The organism is Phaeodactylibacter xiamenensis (assembly GCF_965229835.1).
Taxonomy (GTDB): Bacteria; Bacteroidota; Bacteroidia; order Chitinophagales; family Saprospiraceae; genus Phaeodactylibacter; species Phaeodactylibacter xiamenensis.
This window is the reverse complement of the sequence record NZ_OZ245931.1, coordinates 60,587-77,775: the sequence shown is the minus strand read 5'-3', so window position 1 is coordinate 77,775 and position 17,189 is coordinate 60,587. Positions and strand designations below refer to the sequence as shown.

The window sequence follows — 17,189 nt, the reverse complement described above, 5'->3', positions numbered from 1 at the left end:
CCTGGCAGTGACCAGAACGGCTATCGTGATACAAGGCGTGGAAACTTTTACTGACGCTTGAAGATGTAGCGTGTGATAAAAATCCCATCTGTATCATCTGCACCGGCACTGCTTTCCACACCGGATGTCACAAATGCCAGTTCCCAGCCTTCTGCCACCAGTTGATTGATACGGGAGCTGACCAGCGCATCGTTTGAAGCGATGTTTTGGAAGTTGATGCCTACCAGGCTGTAAAAGTTCAGCAGTTTGGTTTCTGAGAATTCATCCACTTTTGCATCCCGCCGCCTTACACTGCGCTGATCACTGGTCGTGCCGTCGGTTCGTTCAGTAGTAAAATCTTCAGCGTCAACCTCGGTTTTGTTTTCGATGATCCGGGAACGCCCAAGCCCACCGGGCACAATAGACTCTACAGTGGTAATGACTTTATATTCCTGAGCTTGTGCAAAAATGAGGCAACCGGTGAGCGCGATAAAAGTGAACAATGCTTTTTTCATGTTAAGTTGGGTTTTGTTGTGTTAAATAAAGCTGCAAAATACACCCGCCGGAAATAGGACGCCAGTGCTAATGAAAGAATTAGGAAAACCTTAATACCGGAGTCGCGATAACTTAAAATCCTTAACAGATAGCAGGCAATTTTTTCTAGCTTTGCAGGCAAAACCACGCGATCCAACCATGGCATATCAAGACTCTATCCTTCATCCGGACTTTAAAGTTGGTGTACTGGGCGGCGGACAGCTCGGCAAAATGATGGCTCAGGCCGCTAATAACTGGCACTTGCCACTTTTCCTGCTCGATACTGATAACTCCTTCCCTGCAGGACGGGTCTCTCCCTTCTTCACCGAAGGCAACTTTAAAGACTACGATGATGTGTACAACTTCGGCAAAGACAAGCAGGTGCTCACCATCGAAATTGAGCATGTCAATACCGAGGCGCTACACCAGTTGGAAAAAGAAGGCGTGAAAGTGCACCCTGCCCCCGCCAAACTGGACATCATCAAGGACAAAGGGTTGCAAAAACAGTTTTATGCAGCGCACAACATTCCAACCGCTCCCTTCAGGCTTTACAAGGATGAATCGGAAGTCAAACAGGCCGTAGCCCTTGGAGAACGCCCCCTGCCATTCGTACAAAAGTCACGTACCGCAGGCTACGACGGGCGGGGCGTAAGCATTATTCGCTCAAAAGCAGACCTGGAAGAAAAGCTGCTGCCCGGCCCCTGTATGATTGAAGATCTCGTGGAAATGGACAAGGAAATAGCAGTCATCGTAGCCCGCAATGAAAGTGGTCAGACCCAGGCCTTCCCGGCCGTGGAGATGGCCTTCAATCCGGAAGCCAACCTGGTGGAATTCCTGTTCTGCCCGGCCAATATCAATAAGGAAGTAGAAGCCAAAGCCGAAGCCCTGGCCGCTGAGGTCATCAATGCCTACGGTATCTGCGGACTATTGGCAGTGGAGCTGTTCCTGGACAAGGAAGGTAACCTCTTGGTCAATGAAGTCGCTCCCCGTCCTCACAACAGCGGGCACCATACGATCGACAGCTGCTACACCTCCCAATTCGAGCAGCACCTGCGCGCCATTCTCAACCTGCCACTTGGCAGTACGAAAATGAAATCGCCATCTGTTATGGTGAATTTACTCGGCGCACCCGGCCACACCGGCCCGGTCCATTACAAGCACCTGGAAGAGTGCCTCAAAATTGAAGGCGCCCATTTCCACCTCTACGGTAAAAGCACGACCAAGCCGTTCCGCAAGATGGGTCACGCGACTATAGTGGATGAGTCACTGGAGCGTGCCGTTGGGAAAGCGCGTTGGATTCAGGAAAAGCTGGAGATTGTGAGCGGGAGCTAATCCCAAAACGTCCCCACTCTATCTGTAGCTTTCATTTGCTCATCCATCAGGCGCTGCAGCTCAGTAACAACTTCCGGGAACTGCTCCGACCGGTCGAAACGTTCGCCGGGGTCTTCATTTAGGTTGAACAGCAGAGGCAGTTTTCCATCAAAGTAATCCAGGCCCGTCTGACTGGAGGTTATCCGGTGTAACTTCCACGGTCCTTTACGCACGGCTTGCAACTGATTGCCGGGACCGTAGTAGAAAAAAGGGCGATCTGAAAGCGTCTCTCCACGCAAGAGGGGGCGAAGGTCACCACCATCCACTATCCGGTCTTCGGGAATATCCTGCCCGGCAAGCCCTAACAAAGTCGTGTACCAATCCATCGTATTGGCGGGTGTACGCTGTACCTGCCCGGGCGCAATAGTCCCGGGCCAGCAAGCAATGCCTGGCACCCGCATCCCTCCTTCCCAGGTGCTGCCTTTTCCGTCCCGAAGATGCCCCGCTGAGCCACCATCAGCGCCCTTGATAATCCAGGGACCGTTGTCGCTGGTGAACAGGATAAGGGTATTTTCTGCCATTCCTGCCTCCTCCAGGGCCGCACGTATGCGCCCAACCGCATCGTCAATCTCTTCCACAACATCCCCATAGGTACCTGCACGGGACTGCCCTTCAAAGTCCTTACCCGGGTACAGAGGGACGTGAGGCATCGCAAAAGGCAGGTAGACGAAAAAGGGGGACGGGGCGTCTTCCCGCATGAAGTCAATAGCCGTCTGCGTATACAGGCCGGTAAGCAGGGACTGATCGGGGTTCATGCCCAGTGTATCGTTGCCGGAAAGCAGGGCTATATCCGGCCATTTGGGTGGGATCATATCGTTGCTGTACGGCAGGCCTACGTAGGTGTCAAACCCATTCTGCAAAGGAAGGAAGCCCGGCTGTGTAGACCCCAGGTGCCATTTGCCAAAACACCCGGTACGATAGCCCGCTGCTTTAAGCCCTTCGGCTAAGGTATGCTCCTCACGGTGCAATCCGCGCTCCGACTTTGGATAGAGCACCCAGTCAAAACCCGAGCGCACCGGATAGCGGCCGGTCAGGAGAGCATAACGGCTTGCGGTGCAGGCTGGAGAGGCACTGTAAAACTGAGTGAAAAGCATGCCGTCCTGAGCCATTTGGTCCAGGTGGGGCGTCGCAATGGTTGGATGCCCATAGGCATGGAGGTCGCCGTAGCCGAGGTCATCACAAAATAGGAGGACAATATTAGGCGGTTGTTGGCCCCGGGGATTATCGATTGTATTGGCGCTACCATACAGCAGGGCTAGACCGGCAATAGCCAGTAATAAAAAAACAGTTGTTCGTTGTAGCATAAGCAGTAATTCTGCCTAAAACTAAAGAATCTTCGCTAAAAATAGCTTACGCTTCATCTTCAGCCCGGTCAAGCCCGGACTTGTAAGCCTCCAGGCAGCGTTCCCGGGCCATTTTATGGTCGACCATTGGCTCCGGGTAGCGGTCTGTGCCAAACTCAGGCACCCACTTCTTGATGTATTTAAAGTCCTTGTCAAACTTTTTCTGCTGGGAGTAAGGGTTGAAAACCCGGAAATAAGGCGCCGCATCCGTGCCACTGCCTGCTGCCCATTGCCAGCCGCCGTTGTTGCTGGACAAGTCAAAATCAAGTAGCTTTTTTGCGAAGTAAGCCTCGCCCCACCGCCAGTCAATCAGCAGGTGTTTGGTCAAAAAACTGGCGGTAATCATCCGCACGCGGTTGTGCATATAGCCTGTGGTATTGAGCTCGCGCATGCCGGCATCTACGATCGGATAACCCGTCTTCCCTTCGCACCACTTTTTGAAATCTGCTTCGTCATTGCGCCAGGGCACATAATCGTACTTAGGCCGGAAGGATCGCTCCGCCACGTGCGGATGCTCATCCAGAATTTGCGCATAGAAGTCGCGCCAGATCAGTTCATTGAGGAAAGTATCGTTGAGCTGCTTCGCCCGCCAGGCTTTTTCGCGTATGCTAATGGTGCCAAAACGGAAGTGGATCCCCAACCGGGAAGTGCCATTGATAGCCGGGATATCCCGCGTCTCATCGTATGTCCGGATCAGCCCGCGGCTAACGGATTTGGGTGGGATTTCAATGTCAGCAGGCTCAAAGCCCATATCCTCAAGGGTGGGCATGGGCAGCGGTTCTGTTTCTAAAAAATGACTGGCGTACGCCTCCACCGGATAAGGTTTCAGGTAATAGGAAATTTGCTGCCGCTCCCCATCCGGATTGGTGAATGAATCCATGCGGCTGCTCAGCACTTCCTTCCAGGTACGGCTGTAAGGCGTGAAAACGGTGTAGTTGCCGCCAGTCTTTTTCTGGACTTCTTCGGCCTCAAAAATGACGTGATCCTTGAAGTCGTAGAATGGGACACCTGCTTCATCCAGCATTTCCCCCACCATCTGATCCCGCTCTTTGGCGTAAGGCTCATAATCCCGGTTGGTGTAGACAGCCGCCACATCGAACTCCTTCAGCAAGGCTGGCCAGATTTCCTTTGGGAAACCATACCGCACCAGCAGGGAGTGCCCCTCCTGTTCAAGGGATTCCTTCATGCCGGCAAGGGTGTCATGCAAAAATTCCACCCGTGCGTCTTTAGGGCTTTCCAAATCATCCAGAATTTCCCGGTCAAAAATAAAAAGGGGCAAAACCGGATGCGCTCCCCTGAGCGCGTGATAAAGTCCGGCATTATCATACAGACGGAGGTCCCTACGGAACCAAAAGATACTTACCTTTGCCATAAAGTTGGATTCATTTTCGGAGGAGAAACAGGAAAAACAGCTGTTTGTTTAGCAACCTGAGTTCCTTCGGGATTTTGTAGTTTTAAGTGGTTAAGAACATCAGACCGTTATGAAATACAACCTGATTTTACCCTTGTTTTTGCTCCTGTTCATGGCGCTGATGGGCTGTACCAGCGAGCAGCAAAAAAGACAGGCAGCCATTGCCGGACTGGAAGCTGAAGCTGAAGGCAAAACAGACGCAGCCACAGCTAAAATCCTGATTGAATCCTACACGGACTACATATCGGCTTATCCCGAAGACCCAACCTTTACGCCCCGTTACCTTTACCGGGAAGCTACTTTGCAGTACCGGCTAAGCAATTTCCCGGCAGCAGCAGAACGGCTCCTGCAGCTGCTGGAGCGACACAATGGTGCAGAGGTGGCCCCGCAGGCGATGCTTCTCCTGGGAGACCTGTACAACTCCGCCCTCCAACAGCCTAAAGCCGGCCAACTGGCCTTACAGGCTCTTACCCGTAGATTCCCGGAAAGCGAATCCACTAAAACTGCTGCCGAACAACTGGGCAACACCATGGTAGCATTGGAGGACGAGCTGGAAGCCCTCCGCTTATCCATTTACAACGACTCCCTGGCCCGGCTGGACTTCCGGAAGGCTGACCTTTACATTCAGCAATCCGAACTTTACAGCATTTTGCTCCCTGATGATGCGCTGACGCCTACCCTGCTCTACCGTGCCGGAGAGATTGCCCGCTCAGCCCGCAATTATGAAAAAGCACTGGACCTGTACGGCAGGCTTCATTCCCATTATCCAGAATTCGAAAAAGCGCCACAAGCCCTGTTTATGCAGGCTTTCATCCTAGACAATGACCTCAAGCGGTTCGATGAGGCTGGCCAGCTTTACCAACAATTTATAGACCAGTATCCCGATGACGACTTCGCTTCTTCTGCCCAGGTTTTACTTGAAAACTTAGGCAAAGACGAAGAGGAAATCATCCGCAACTTAAATACCAAAGCAGGTAGCCAGCCTGCTCCCAATAATCAATAACTCACAAACTTGGAAATCACCATGTCCAGAAATTACGACCTCTCCGACCCTACTGATCTTGATGTGCTCAAATCCGACTTCGAAATGTACGATGCGGACGAGTGGCAGCAAATGATTGACTACACCCTGCAGGACGGCAACAAACGCCTGCTCTCCTATGATGAACGTGGCATCCTTATGCAGGCACGTAAAAAAGCTCTGTATAACAGCCACCCCTCCGCCAAACAAATGGTGTGGGCCCTCAAAATTGCCGATAAAATAGAGGAGCACAAAAAAGAAGCCAAAGGTTGATTTCAACCCACCCGTACATCAAAACGCAATGTTTGCGGTACACTGTGTGCGCACACAACTTTACCGGCAATTGCTAGGTGCTTCTGGCAGATTTACTTATTTTTCGTTCCATGAAACAGTATTTTTGCCTTTTAACCGCCTTGAGCTTGCTTTTTGCGAGCTGCCAGAACACTGACAATCAGGATATTGCCCGAAAACGAGGCACCTTTGTGCCGCATGACGAGCAGAAAACCGGCATTGATTTCGCAAATACGCTGACGGAGACAGAAGACGTCAATGTCCTTTCCTACGAGTACTTTTACAACGGAGGCGGAATCGCCGTTGGGGACCTCAATCAGGATAGCCTGCCGGACCTCTATTTCACCGGGAATATGGTGCCTAATGCCCTGTACTTAAATCAGGGCGGGCTGCAGTTTAAAGCCGTTACCGAAACTGCAGGTGTGGCCGGGCGAAAAGAAGGTTGGAACACAGGCACTACCCTCGTAGACATCAACAACGACGGGCTTTTAGACATTTACCTCTGCTACTCCGGCGATAAAGCTCCCGGCCTGCGACGCAATGAGCTCTACATCAATCAGGGTAATAACAGCGAAGGGGTTCCCACCTTCAGGGAAGAGGCAGCAAAGTATGGGCTCGACCTGCCCTCCTATTCCACACAGGCGCTTTTCTTTGATTACGACCGGGACGGTGACCTCGACTGTTACCTGCTCAACCACTCTATTGAAGACTTTCAAAGCTTTGATGCCACTCATGTAAAAGCGTTGTCTGATGAATTAGCCGGCGATAAGCTGTTGCGTAATGACAACGGCCAATTTACAGAGGCTACGGCTGATGCTGGTATCAAAAGCACACCACTGGGGTTCGGTCTCGGTATTGCTGCCTCGGATGTCAACGGGGATGGCTGGACAGATCTTTACGTCTCCAATGACTACATTGAGGAAGACTACCTCTATATCAATCAAAAAGACGGTACCTTTAAAGACGAGCTCAAACAACAGATTGGGCACATTTCCCATTTTTCCATGGGCTCCGATATAGCTGACTTCAACAATGATGCACTGCCCGATATCTTCAGCCTGGATATGCTGCCGGAAGACAACCACCGGCAGAAGCTACTCTACGGCCCGGATACCTATGAAAAGTATCAGTACATGCTGCGCAATGGTTTCTATCATCAGATCATGCGCAATATGCTGCAGCTTAATAATGGGGATGGTACCTTCAGTGAAATCGGGCAGTTGGCCGGCGTCTCCAATACTGACTGGAGCTGGGCGCCCCTGCTCGCTGACTTTGACAACGATGGCTGGAAAGACCTCTTCGTCTCCAACGGTTACCTTCGCGACTATACCAACCGCGATTTTGTTTCCTATTACGCTGATCAGCGAATCAAGGAGCAGCGGGGCGAAAAGTCGGACCCGCTATTGGACATTATAGCAAGAATGGAGTCCACCAAAACACCCAACTATATTTTCCGGAACAATGGCGACCTGACCTTCACCAAAAAATCAGCTGACTGGGGTTTTGATGAGCTGGTGCTCTCTAATGGGGCGGTCCACGCTGACCTGGACCTGGACGGTGACCTGGATTTGGTCATCAACAACGTCAATGCGCCTGCCCGAATCTACGAAAATCAGGTTGCTAACGGCCATTATCTCAAGGTCAATCTAATGGGTAACGGCAGCAATCTTAATGCCGTAGGGGCTAAAGTAACACTGGAAGCCAACAGTCAGATCTTCATGCAGGAATTTATTCCCTCCCGCGGATTTCAGTCTGCTATGCACCTGCCACTGCATTTCGGGCTTGGCGAAGCACAGTCTGTGGATAAGCTCACCGTATTCTGGCCCGATGGCACGACCACGGTCCTCCGCAATATCCCGGCAGACCAAACCCTCACCGTCGATATCGCTAATGCTCAACCTGCCAACCCTTCTCCCGCGACAGAAGCGATTTTTAGCCCGCTTAACAATAGCCTGCCCTTTGCCCATCAGGAAAATCAGGGGGTAGACTTCAAACAACAAACCCTCCTACCCTACGCCCTGTCCTACATGGGCCCGGCAGTAGCCACGGCCGATTTCAATGGTGATGGCCGGACAGATCTTTTTGCCGGAGGTGCCAAAATGCAAGCTGGTCAGATATTCCTGCAACAAACGGATGGCTCCTGGGCGCCGTCCCTTCAGCCTGCTCTGACCAATGACCTGATCATGGAAGATGTTGCCGCCGCCGCCTTTGATGCTGATGGAGACGGGGACACCGACCTGTATGTCAGTAGCGGGGGCTACCACTACCTCCCGGAAGACCTGGCGCTACAAGACCGCTTATACCTTAATGACGGCTCCGGCCAATTCGAAAAGCCACCCGCGCCCTGCCACTTATGCGCAGCAGTAGCGGCACTGTTGCTGTTGCCGATTTCGACGGGGATGGAGACCAGGATATATTCGCAGGGGGGCGGTTGATCCCCGGAAAGTACCCCTTGCCTGCCCGCAGCTACCTGCTTGAAAACAATGGTCAGGGCGAATTCAAAGAAGTCACTGCAGAAAAAGCCCCTGGCTTGGAGCAACCCGGTATGGTGACCACGGCGCTTTGGGAAGACCTCAATGGTGATAGTCAACCCGATCTTGTACTGGCTGGCGAATGGATGCCGCTTACCGTCTTCCTTAATCAAAACGGGCAACTTCAGCGAGCAGACAACTTCTTTGGGGAGCATACCGATGGCTGGTGGTGGTCAATGGCAAAAGCCGATCTTGATGGCGATGGTGATACTGACCTCATTGCCGGCAACCTTGGCCAAAACACCAACCTCAAGGTGTCTGCGGAGGAGCCCGCTACCCTGTACTACGGTGACTTTGATGAGAATGGCGCAGTAGACCCCCTCATCACACATTATATACAAGGTGAACCCTACCCTTTTGTGAGCCGGGACAACCTGTTTGGGCAACTGGCCGCCATGCGGAAGAAATTCAGGGATTACGCCAGCTACTCCGATGCAAAGATTGAAGATGTGCTTTCACCTGAGCAACTGGAAGGAGCCCGGCAACTTCATGCGAAACAGGGCAAGACCATATGGCTGGAAAATCAGGGCGATGGCAACTGGGCAGTACACGAACTTCCCGCTGCCGCACAAATGTCGCCGGTATTCGCCATACTGCCGCTTGATGCCAATAAAGATGGGCTGCAAGACTTCATACTGGCCGGCAACTTAAGCGAAACCCGGCCTACGATGGGCCCCTGGGATGCCAATTACGGCCAGTTGTTCCTCAACCGGGGCGATGGGCAGTTTGAGTACATTCCTCAGCACCAATCCGGGCTCAGCCTGATCGGGGATGTACGCAGGGCCATTGCGTTGAATGAGGGGCAAACCCTTTTATTTTTCCGTAATAACCAATCTGTCCTGGCCTACAACAAGAACAAAACGACCATAAACTGATCTGCCTAAACAGACCGGAAGCTCTGATTGCATGCAAATACAGATGTACTCAACCGGAGCAAAAACTGACTTTAAACACCTGTTACAATGAACTTAACCTTACTGGATACCGGGATCATTCTCGGCTATATTGTCCTGACCTTACTTTTCGGTTTTTGGGTTTCCAAGCGGGCCTCTCAGGACATGCAGGCTTATTTTCTGGGCGGCAATAAAATCCCCTGGTACCTCCTGGGCCTTTCCAATGCCTCCGGCATGTTCGATATTTCAGGTACGATGTGGACGGTCACCATCCTTTTTGTGTACGGGCTGAAGAGTGCCTGGATCCCGTGGCTTTGGCCGGTCTGGAATCAGGTGTTTGTCATGGTATTCCTGGCCATTTGGCTTAGGCGCTCAGGGGTGCTTACCGGTGCACAGTGGATCACTTTCCGGTTTGGGGATCAGACCGGCGGACGCTTGTCTCATGTAATTGTGACAGTCTTTGCAGTCATCAGCGTATTTGGGTTTATTGCCTACTTCTTCGAAGGAATTGGCAAGTTTGCCGTCATCTTTTTCCCTTGGGATTTATCCATAGACCAAGGGGTGATCCAACTCACCTCGGAGCAGTCTTATGCACTCATTATCATTGCCGTCACTACCTTTTATACCATTAAAGGGGGGATGTACAGCGTGGTCGGGACGGAAGTGCTGCAGTTTGTCATCATGACCATTTCCTGCTTTGTAGTGGGCATCATTGCTTTTAACAACGTGAGCGGCGAGCAGGTCATTGCAGCCGTACCACCCGGATGGACAGAGTTGTTCTTCAGCTGGGAGATGGACCTGGACTGGACCGGCTATCTGGACAGCGTCAACAAACGTATTGAAGACGATGGGTTTGGGGCCATGGGGCTGTTGCTTATTGCGATGATCTTTAAAGGTATTTTTGCCAGCCTTGCCGGGCCGGTTCCCAGCTATGATATGCAGCGGGTGCTTTCCACCCCTACCGCTTCTGAAGCGGCGAAGATGAGCGGGCTGACCATTCTTGCCCTGTATTTTCCGCGGTACCTCATGATTGCCGGATTTGCGGTGCTCTCGCTGGTCTACCTGACCCCGGAATTCAGGGAGATGGGCGCTGATATCGATTTTGAGACGGTTCTGCCTCTGGCCATTGAGCGTTTTATCCCACCTGGCTTTCAGGGACTCTTGCTGGCGGGGCTCTTGGCCGCCTTCATGGGGACTTTCGCAGCCTTTATTAATGCAGCGCCGGCTTATCTGGTTAACGATCTGTACAAGAAGTACATCAACCCAAATGCCAGCAGCAAGACCTATATCCGGTACAGCTACCTGGCTTCCTTCCTGCTGGTCGCTATCGGTTTGATAGGCGGTTTTTACGCCAGTAGCATCAACTCCCTGACGCTTTGGATCACCTCAGCGCTATACGGCGGTTATGCTGCAGCCAATGCCCTCAAGTGGATCTGGTGGCGCTTCAATGGCTACGGTTACTTCTGGGGCATGATCGGCGGGTTGATTGCAGCGACCTTTATCCCGCCGTTATTTCCGGATGTTACGCCCATCTATCTTTTCCCGGTCATTTTTGCCATTTCCCTGGCGGGCTGCCTCATTGGCACCTATGCCACCCCTGCCGAGGATGACGAAACGCTAATGAATTTTTACAAAAAGACCAACCCATGGGGGTTCTGGGCCCCCATCCGAAAAAAGGTAATGGCGGCAGACCCCGCATTTGTGCCCAACCATTCTTTCGGCCGGGATGCTTTCAATATCCTCGTCGGTATCGTTTGGCAAATGTCCCTGGTCGTCATGCCAATCTATCTGCTCATCCGGCAGTCCACCGAGCTGGCCATTACCTTTCTCATTTTCTTAATTACCACCTGGCTGCTGAAGAAGTACTGGTGGGACAAACTTGAAGACTAAAACACATGAAGCTAACAGGAACTTTCCTGGATGAAATTTCCCACGATATCCCGCACCAAAACTGGGGCACTAAAGAGTGGGATACGGATTTTCAGCATATGAAGCGCATGGGCATCGACACCGTCATCCTCATACGCTGTGGGTATAAAAACTGGTTGACCTATCCATCAGCAGTTCTTCAGGAGGAAGAGGGTGCGTACGAACCACCGGTAGACTTAGTGCGCTTGTTTCTGGACCTTTCTGAAAAGCATGGCATGGCTTTCTACTTCGGCTTGTACGACTCCGGCAAATACTGGTGGGCGCAGGGCGATTTCCAACGCGAGGTAGCCCTCAACCTCCGGGTCATTGATGAAGTTTGGGAACGGTATGGCTCCTCTCCGGCATTCAAAGGCTGGTATATTTGCCAGGAGGTCAGCCGCAAAACGGCCGGCATCATTGATCTCTACCGGCAACTGGGGCTGCACTGCAAGAAAGTAAGTGGCGGGCTGCCCACCCTGATTTCTCCATACATCGACGGTCAGAAAGCCATCATGGCCAGTGAAGCCGAACTGACTAAAACCGATGCCGTCAGCCTGCAGGAGCACGAAGCCGAGTGGGACGAAATCTTTGCCGGTATACGGGAGGCCGTAGACATCGTAGCCTTTCAGGACGGGCATGTGGACTACCATCAGCTGGCCGATTATTTTGCCGTTAACAAGCGGCTCGCTGACCGTCATGGGCTGCGCTGCTGGACCAATGCTGAATCCTTCGACCGGGATATGCCCATCAAGTTTTTGCCTATAAAGTGGGAAAAGCTGCGCCTTAAACTGGAAGCCGCCCGCGCTGCCGGATTAGAAAAAGCCATTACCTTTGAGTTTTCGCATTTTATGAGCCCACAATCGGCCTACCCGCAGGCGGGCCATTTGTACAACCGATACCAGGAATATAGAAACGAACACTGAACATGCTGAATGCAGGACAATACATCCCGGTTTTTGCACAAGAACTGAATGAACGGGTTATTCCTTTTTGGGAACGTCACTCCCCGGACCGCGAATATGGCGGATATTTCACCTGCCTGCTCCGGGACGGACAGGTTTACGATACCGACAAGTTCATCTGGCTACAGGCCCGTCAGGTTTGGACTTTTTCCAAATTGTACAACAACCAGGAACAGCGGCAGGAATGGCTGGACCTCGCCCTGCTGGGTGCCAATTTTCTGGAAAAACACGGCCGGGACGAAGCCGGCAACTGGTACTTCTCCCTCCGGCAGGATGGGCAACCTCTCGTACAAGCCTATAACATCTTCTCCGATTGCTTCGCTTCTATGGCTTTCGGCCAACTATATCAGGCTACCGGTACGGAACGGTACGCTTCCATAGCCCGGGCCACCTTTAGCCGAATACTGGAACGGCAGGAAAACCCCAAGGGCAGTTACAATAAGCTGGTCCCCGGTACCCGCCCCCTCATGGGCTTCTCCCTGCCTATGATCCTCTGCAACCTTTGCCTGGAGCTGGAACCCCTCCTGGAACCCGAATTGGTGGAAACCACGATCGACCACTGCATCCACACCGTCATGGATACCTTCTATGACGATGAATCCGGGCTGGTCCTGGAAAATGTACAGCCTGATGGTAAGCTCAGCGATACCTTCGATGGCCGGCTCCTCAATCCAGGCCATGCTTTGGAAGCCATGTGGTTCATCATGGACCTGGGCGAGCGCCGTAACGATCAGGAGCTGATCCGGCAGGCCACAGAGCGGGCGCTTTTCATGCTGGACTACGGATGGGACAAAGAAGCAGGCGGCTTATTTTACTTCCTGGACCGCAAAGGCTATCCGCCCCAACAACTGGAATGGGACCAAAAGCTATGGTGGGTCCACCTCGAGGCCATGGAAGCTGCATTGAAAGGGCTGCAACATACCGGCGATGAGCGGTGTGCGCATTGGTTTAAGCAACTCTACGACTATGCCTGGCCAAGATTCTCAGATCCGGAGTACGGCGAGTGGTTCGGCTATCTGAAGCGGGACGGCACCCCCCTGCACACCGCGAAGGGCGGCAAGTGGAAAGGCTGTTTCCACGTGCCGCGTGCGCTGTGGGGCTGTCTGGAAGTCCTGAAAAAACTACCGGCTTAAACCTACCCTTCCCTGGCAGTCAGTCCCAGCGCCTCCTCCACCAGGTTATCATCCGCGATAGTGGGCAAGGTCACCCTGAGCCCCGGATAAGCCTGCATGGTGCGCTGAATGGTAGACATCGCGCCCCGGTTGCGGGCCCAGGAACGACGGGCGATACCGTTGTTGACATCCCAGAAGAGCATACTCTCCAGACGGCGGTCAGATTCCGGTGTGCCATCGATCACCATCCCAAAACCTCCGTTCATCACTTCGCCCCATCCAACTCCGCCACCGTTATGCAGGGAAATCCAGGTTGCCCCGCGGAAAGCATCCCCAATCACATTGTGTACGGCCATATCTGCGGTAAACTGGGAGCCGTCGTAGATATTTGCGGTCTCCCGGTATGGCGAATCCGTCCCAGAAACATCGTGGTGGTCTCTGCCAAGTACCACTGGCGCACGGAGCTCCCCTCTTGCAATAGCTTTATTGAACGCCCGGGCGATACGTATGCGGCCCTCAGCATCCGCGTACAGAATCCGGGATTTTGAGCCTACCACAGGCAGGTTACCTTCTGCGCCTTCAATCCAGTTGAGATTATCCTGCAACTGAGGACGAATATCCTCCGGAGCTTCAGCCAGCATCTCCCGCAGAATTTCCGCCGCAATTTCATCGGTCTTTTGTAAATCTTCCATGGTTCCGGAAGTACACACCCAACGGAATGGGCCGAAACCATAGTCAAAACACATTGGTCCCATGATATCCTCTACATAGGATGGGTAACGGAAGTGCCCCTCGGTCTCATCCAGCCAGATATCCGCTCCGGAATTGCCTGCTTCCTTGAGAAATGCATTGCCATAATCCCAGAAATACATGCCCCGTTCTGCCATGGTGTTGATGGCCTTCACATGGCGGCGCAGGGTGTCCCGCACTTCAGACATGAACTGCACCGGGTCTTTATCCAGCAGCCGCTTGGCTTCTTCAAAGGTATAGCCCGCAGGCGTATAGCCCATGCCTTCAATATTGTGCAAAGAAGTCTGATCAGAGCCCAGTTCTACTTTTACCTCCTCCTTTGCCAGGCGTTCCCACAGCTCCACCACATTCCCCTGATAGACCAGGGCCACGGCTTCCTTATCCTGTCTGGCCTGTTCTATTCTGGGCAAAAGCGCACCGAGATCGGTAAAGACATTTTCTGCCTTGATATAGCCGTCCGTCAGGCGCTGCTGTACGGCATCGGGGTCAATTTCCGCTACAATTCCTACAGCTCCGGTCACTTCAGCCGCAATCGTTTGTGCACCGGACATGCCGCCCAGCCCGGAAGTCACGAACACTTTTCCGCGGAGATCTTTATCGCCAAGCCCCATTTTGCGGCCAGCATTCAATAGCGTAATCGTTGTACCATGCACAATACCCTGCGGGCCAATGTACATAAAAGAGCCGGCCGTCATTTGCCCATAGGAGGTCACTCCCAGGGCGTTATACTTGTTCCAGTCTTCCTTTGTGGAATAGTTCGGGATCATCATCCCGTTGGTCACCACTACCCTCGGGGCTTCAGGGTGAGAGGGGAAGAGCCCGAGCGGATGCCCGGAATAAAGCACCAGGGTCTGCTCGTCCGTCATCTGAGCCAGGTACTGCATAACCAGCCGGTACTGCGCCCAGTTTTGAAAAACAGCTCCATTGCCACCGTAGGTGATCAGCTCGTGCGGGTGCTTGGCAACCTTGGGGTCCAGGTTGTTTTGAATCATCAGCATGATCGCAGCAGCCTGCCGGGACTGATGGGGATATTCCTGAATCGGTCGGGCGTACATCTCATAGTCGGGACGAAAACGGTACATATAAATGCGCCCGTAGCGCTCCAGTTCTTCGGCAAATTCAGGAGCCAGGACTTCGTGTTGATGAGCCGGGAAGTAGCGCAGGGCATTTTTGAGGGCCAGCGCCCGGTCTTTATCAGAAAGCACACCGTCAATACCACGCTTTGGTGCATGGCTCACATTAGGCTCGTAGGGCTTGGGCACCGGCAGCGTATCTGGTATCCCTTCCAGGATTGCTTTTTGGAATTCGGTCATATTTGGCGTTTTGCGCTAAGGTCGGACTTTTTTTAACAATTTGTTAGCAGCCTTAACACCCTTTAACGGTATAGGCGCGCCAGAATTAACATTCACATAGCGCACCTTTTCGGGTTTCCATTGTAAATTGGATGGACCTTACTTCCATCTACCTCAAAATGATTTACTGATTCTCGTCACTCACTAAACCCTTTTCGCATGAAGTATTTCCTCTACCTGTTCCCTGCGATGCTCCTGATGTCATGTTGCGGCGCCCTTCTTGCACAAGACTATGCCATCCCGGCGGTTGTCAAGGAAAGATTCCGGACTTCAGATACGAATTCTGAAAGGCTTGATGCCGGAACAATTGTCAAACTTAGCGATTATCGAATCATTGTAGGCAGCCCTCAAATCAGAGCTGAAATCAACGGGCAGGAGCGTATGGTCTCGGGTTTTGATCTCAAATATCTGGATTTTCAGCTCAATGGCCTTTCCACCGATGCCATTTGGTACCAGCAGTTTTTGCAGTCGAGCGCACTTGACCAGCTCTCAAAAAGAGGCTGGGACCAGGAGGTCAGGCGCGAGCTACAGGAAGAGTACCTTAGTTTTAATGAGACCATCACCCTGTTTGACGACCCGTACCTGGAGGATTACCTCAATCAAATCCGGCTGCAACTTTTTCCCAAACAACCTGTAAAGAAACATCCGGCAGTAATGCGCATACGTGTTTACGAGTCGGTAGAGCCCGGCACGTTTGCCTGTGCCAATGGCGATTTGTTTATTTCGACCGGCCTGTTAGCTACCTTACAAAGCCAAGAAGAACTACAGGCTATTCTCGCTCAGGAGTTTGCACACATTCAATTCAATCATTCTGTAGACAATTTCCGCCGAAACCTGTCCCGGGAGGCCCGGGCTGCATTCTGGAGCGGCGTGCTGACCGTAGCCGCTGCCGTAACCGAGACAGCTGTGGCCAATCAGTCCATCCGGAATGGCACCTTTAGCCCTGTAGACCTGTACGCATTTGGCGCATTCACAGAAAGTATTTCTATGCTTTCCTCTGCCATTGCCTTTCAGGTAGCGAACCGCCTGGGGATGGAATACACCTTTGAGCAAGAGTCAGAAGCCGACCAAACTGCGCTCATCCTCATGCAACACCTCAAAGCAGATAACCAGGCTCTGCTGAATGCTTACACCCGCATCTACGAAGCACAGAGAATCAGCAGGGCTTACCAGCTGCAAACGCGGGAAGAGCGCCCTTACCCTCATCTTTACCGGCAAATGCTGGACTTGGGTTACCAATTAAACTATGAGCCGCCGGCAGCTGATCCTGCCTATATCAGCGTAACAGCAATGGCAAGGCGCAATACCGCGTGGCAGGAATTCCTGAGCGGAAATTACGAACGCACGCAACAACTCCTCACCACTCAACTGGATGCAGATGCCGCCGTGCTTGAAGATTACATGTTGCAGTCTGTGCTGCTGCGCCAAACATCAAATGAGGCCGGTGATATGGAAAGAGCAATGCTGCTGCTGCGGAAAGCTGAGCAGGAGGCCTACTCCCTTTCTCCGGAAATACACCTGGAAAAAGCCATGATCTTTCTCCGGCTCGATGAGCAGGAAGGGGCCCGCCGGGAACTCGAAAACTACAGGAATGCACTCAAGAAAACGGATAATGGAGAAGGGCAGGCAGACCGCATAGCATGGGTCACTCAAATGCTCGAAAAGATGTCCCGGGGCAGGTAAAAAAACGAACTGGCTGCAGTTGCCCACAGCCAGCTCAGCCCTAACCAA

General features: G+C 52.5%; 13 protein-coding genes. 9 read left to right on the top strand and 4 right to left on the bottom strand.

What is annotated here, in order from left to right; translation table 11 throughout:
- Window positions 1-47: 47 nt before the first annotated feature.
- Window positions 48-494 carry a hypothetical protein gene (locus ACO08I_RS00355; RefSeq protein WP_282773740.1) on the bottom strand — a complete coding sequence of 149 codons (447 nt, stop codon included), beginning with the start codon at window positions 492-494 and terminating at the stop codon, window positions 48-50.
- A 178-nt stretch (window positions 495-672) separates the two neighbouring features.
- Here ACO08I_RS00355 and purK point away from each other — a divergent pair, with 178 nt between their 5' ends.
- A complete protein-coding gene (gene purK / locus ACO08I_RS00350) occupies window positions 673-1,845 on the top strand; it encodes a 5-(carboxyamino)imidazole ribonucleotide synthase (protein ID WP_421948120.1) in 1,173 nt (390 codons plus the stop codon).
- Here the strand turns inward: purK and ACO08I_RS00345 are convergent.
- Window positions 1,842-3,188 carry a sulfatase gene (locus tag ACO08I_RS00345; RefSeq protein ID WP_421948119.1) on the bottom strand — a complete coding sequence of 449 codons (1,347 nt, stop codon included), beginning with the start codon at window positions 3,186-3,188 and terminating at the stop codon, window positions 1,842-1,844. The genes purK and ACO08I_RS00345 overlap by 4 nt on opposite strands.
- A gap of 46 nt (window positions 3,189-3,234) precedes the next feature.
- Entirely contained in the window at window positions 3,235-4,599 is a 1,365-nt protein-coding gene (locus tag ACO08I_RS00340; protein ID WP_421948118.1) for a cryptochrome/photolyase family protein, read from the bottom strand.
- 109 nt (window positions 4,600-4,708) lie between these two features.
- On the opposite strand from ACO08I_RS00340, the gene ACO08I_RS00335 reads away from it, so the two are divergent.
- The 7 genes from ACO08I_RS00335 to ACO08I_RS00305 all read left to right on the top strand — a co-directional run bounded on the left by ACO08I_RS00335 (window position 4,709) and on the right by ACO08I_RS00305 (window position 13,377).
- A complete protein-coding gene (locus ACO08I_RS00335; RefSeq protein WP_421948117.1) occupies window positions 4,709-5,641 on the top strand; it encodes a tetratricopeptide repeat protein in 933 nt (310 codons plus the stop codon).
- Window positions 5,642-5,662: 21 nt separating this feature from the next.
- Window positions 5,663-5,932, top strand: coding sequence for a hypothetical protein (locus ACO08I_RS00330; RefSeq protein WP_282773730.1), 270 nt, complete (start codon window positions 5,663-5,665; stop codon window positions 5,930-5,932).
- A 140-nt stretch (window positions 5,933-6,072) separates the two neighbouring features.
- Window positions 6,073-8,385 (top strand): FG-GAP-like repeat-containing protein, encoded by a 2,313-nt coding sequence (locus ACO08I_RS00325; protein WP_421948116.1) that lies wholly within the window; start codon window positions 6,073-6,075, stop codon window positions 8,383-8,385.
- Window positions 8,304-9,356 (top strand): FG-GAP repeat domain-containing protein, encoded by a 1,053-nt coding sequence (locus ACO08I_RS00320; protein ID WP_421948115.1) that lies wholly within the window; start codon window positions 8,304-8,306, stop codon window positions 9,354-9,356. The genes ACO08I_RS00325 and ACO08I_RS00320 overlap by 82 nt, the downstream gene beginning before the upstream one ends.
- Window positions 9,357-9,443: 87 nt before the next feature.
- On the top strand, window positions 9,444-11,264 hold the full coding sequence (locus ACO08I_RS00315) for a sodium:solute symporter family protein (protein ID WP_421948114.1): 1,821 nt from the start codon (window positions 9,444-9,446) through the stop codon (window positions 11,262-11,264).
- A gap of 5 nt (window positions 11,265-11,269) precedes the next feature.
- A complete protein-coding gene (locus ACO08I_RS00310) occupies window positions 11,270-12,205 on the top strand; it encodes a DUF4434 domain-containing protein (protein ID WP_282773725.1) in 936 nt (311 codons plus the stop codon).
- A 2-nt stretch (window positions 12,206-12,207) separates the two neighbouring features.
- The gene (locus ACO08I_RS00305; RefSeq protein ID WP_421948113.1) at window positions 12,208-13,377 is read left to right on the top strand and encodes an AGE family epimerase/isomerase; all 1,170 of its coding nucleotides are present in this window, start codon (window positions 12,208-12,210) and stop codon (window positions 13,375-13,377) included.
- A 2-nt stretch (window positions 13,378-13,379) separates the two neighbouring features.
- Here the strand turns inward: ACO08I_RS00305 and ACO08I_RS00300 are convergent, their stop codons facing one another.
- A complete protein-coding gene (locus ACO08I_RS00300) occupies window positions 13,380-15,419 on the bottom strand; it encodes a urocanate hydratase (protein WP_421948112.1) in 2,040 nt (679 codons plus the stop codon).
- Between the two features lie 198 nt (window positions 15,420-15,617).
- Here ACO08I_RS00300 and ACO08I_RS00295 point away from each other — a divergent pair, with 198 nt between their 5' ends.
- Window positions 15,618-17,141 carry a M48 family metalloprotease gene (locus ACO08I_RS00295; protein WP_421948111.1) on the top strand — a complete coding sequence of 508 codons (1,524 nt, stop codon included), beginning with the start codon at window positions 15,618-15,620 and terminating at the stop codon, window positions 17,139-17,141.
- Window positions 17,142-17,189 lie beyond the last annotated feature (48 nt).

What these genes read in the sequence shown, in the direction of transcription:
- ACO08I_RS00335 (WP_421948117.1), top strand. Translation starts at nt 4,709, where the DNA reads ATGAAATACAACCTGATTTTACCCTTGTTTTTGCTCCTGTTCATGGCG.
- ACO08I_RS00300 (WP_421948112.1), bottom strand. Translation starts at nt 15,419, where the DNA reads ATGACCGAATTCCAAAAAGCAATCCTGGAAGGGATACCAGATACGCTG.
- ACO08I_RS00345 (WP_421948119.1), bottom strand. Translation starts at nt 3,188, where the DNA reads ATGCTACAACGAACAACTGTTTTTTTATTACTGGCTATTGCCGGTCTA.
- ACO08I_RS00355 (WP_282773740.1), bottom strand. Translation starts at nt 494, where the DNA reads ATGAAAAAAGCATTGTTCACTTTTATCGCGCTCACCGGTTGCCTCATT.
- ACO08I_RS00310 (WP_282773725.1), top strand. Translation starts at nt 11,270, where the DNA reads ATGAAGCTAACAGGAACTTTCCTGGATGAAATTTCCCACGATATCCCG.
- ACO08I_RS00320 (WP_421948115.1), top strand. Translation starts at nt 8,304, where the DNA reads ATGCGCAGCAGTAGCGGCACTGTTGCTGTTGCCGATTTCGACGGGGAT.
- purK (WP_421948120.1), top strand. Translation starts at nt 673, where the DNA reads ATGGCATATCAAGACTCTATCCTTCATCCGGACTTTAAAGTTGGTGTA.
- ACO08I_RS00330 (WP_282773730.1), top strand. Translation starts at nt 5,663, where the DNA reads ATGTCCAGAAATTACGACCTCTCCGACCCTACTGATCTTGATGTGCTC.
- ACO08I_RS00340 (WP_421948118.1), bottom strand. Translation starts at nt 4,599, where the DNA reads ATGGCAAAGGTAAGTATCTTTTGGTTCCGTAGGGACCTCCGTCTGTAT.
- ACO08I_RS00305 (WP_421948113.1), top strand. Translation starts at nt 12,208, where the DNA reads ATGCTGAATGCAGGACAATACATCCCGGTTTTTGCACAAGAACTGAAT.
- ACO08I_RS00315 (WP_421948114.1), top strand. Translation starts at nt 9,444, where the DNA reads ATGAACTTAACCTTACTGGATACCGGGATCATTCTCGGCTATATTGTC.
- ACO08I_RS00295 (WP_421948111.1), top strand. Translation starts at nt 15,618, where the DNA reads ATGAAGTATTTCCTCTACCTGTTCCCTGCGATGCTCCTGATGTCATGT.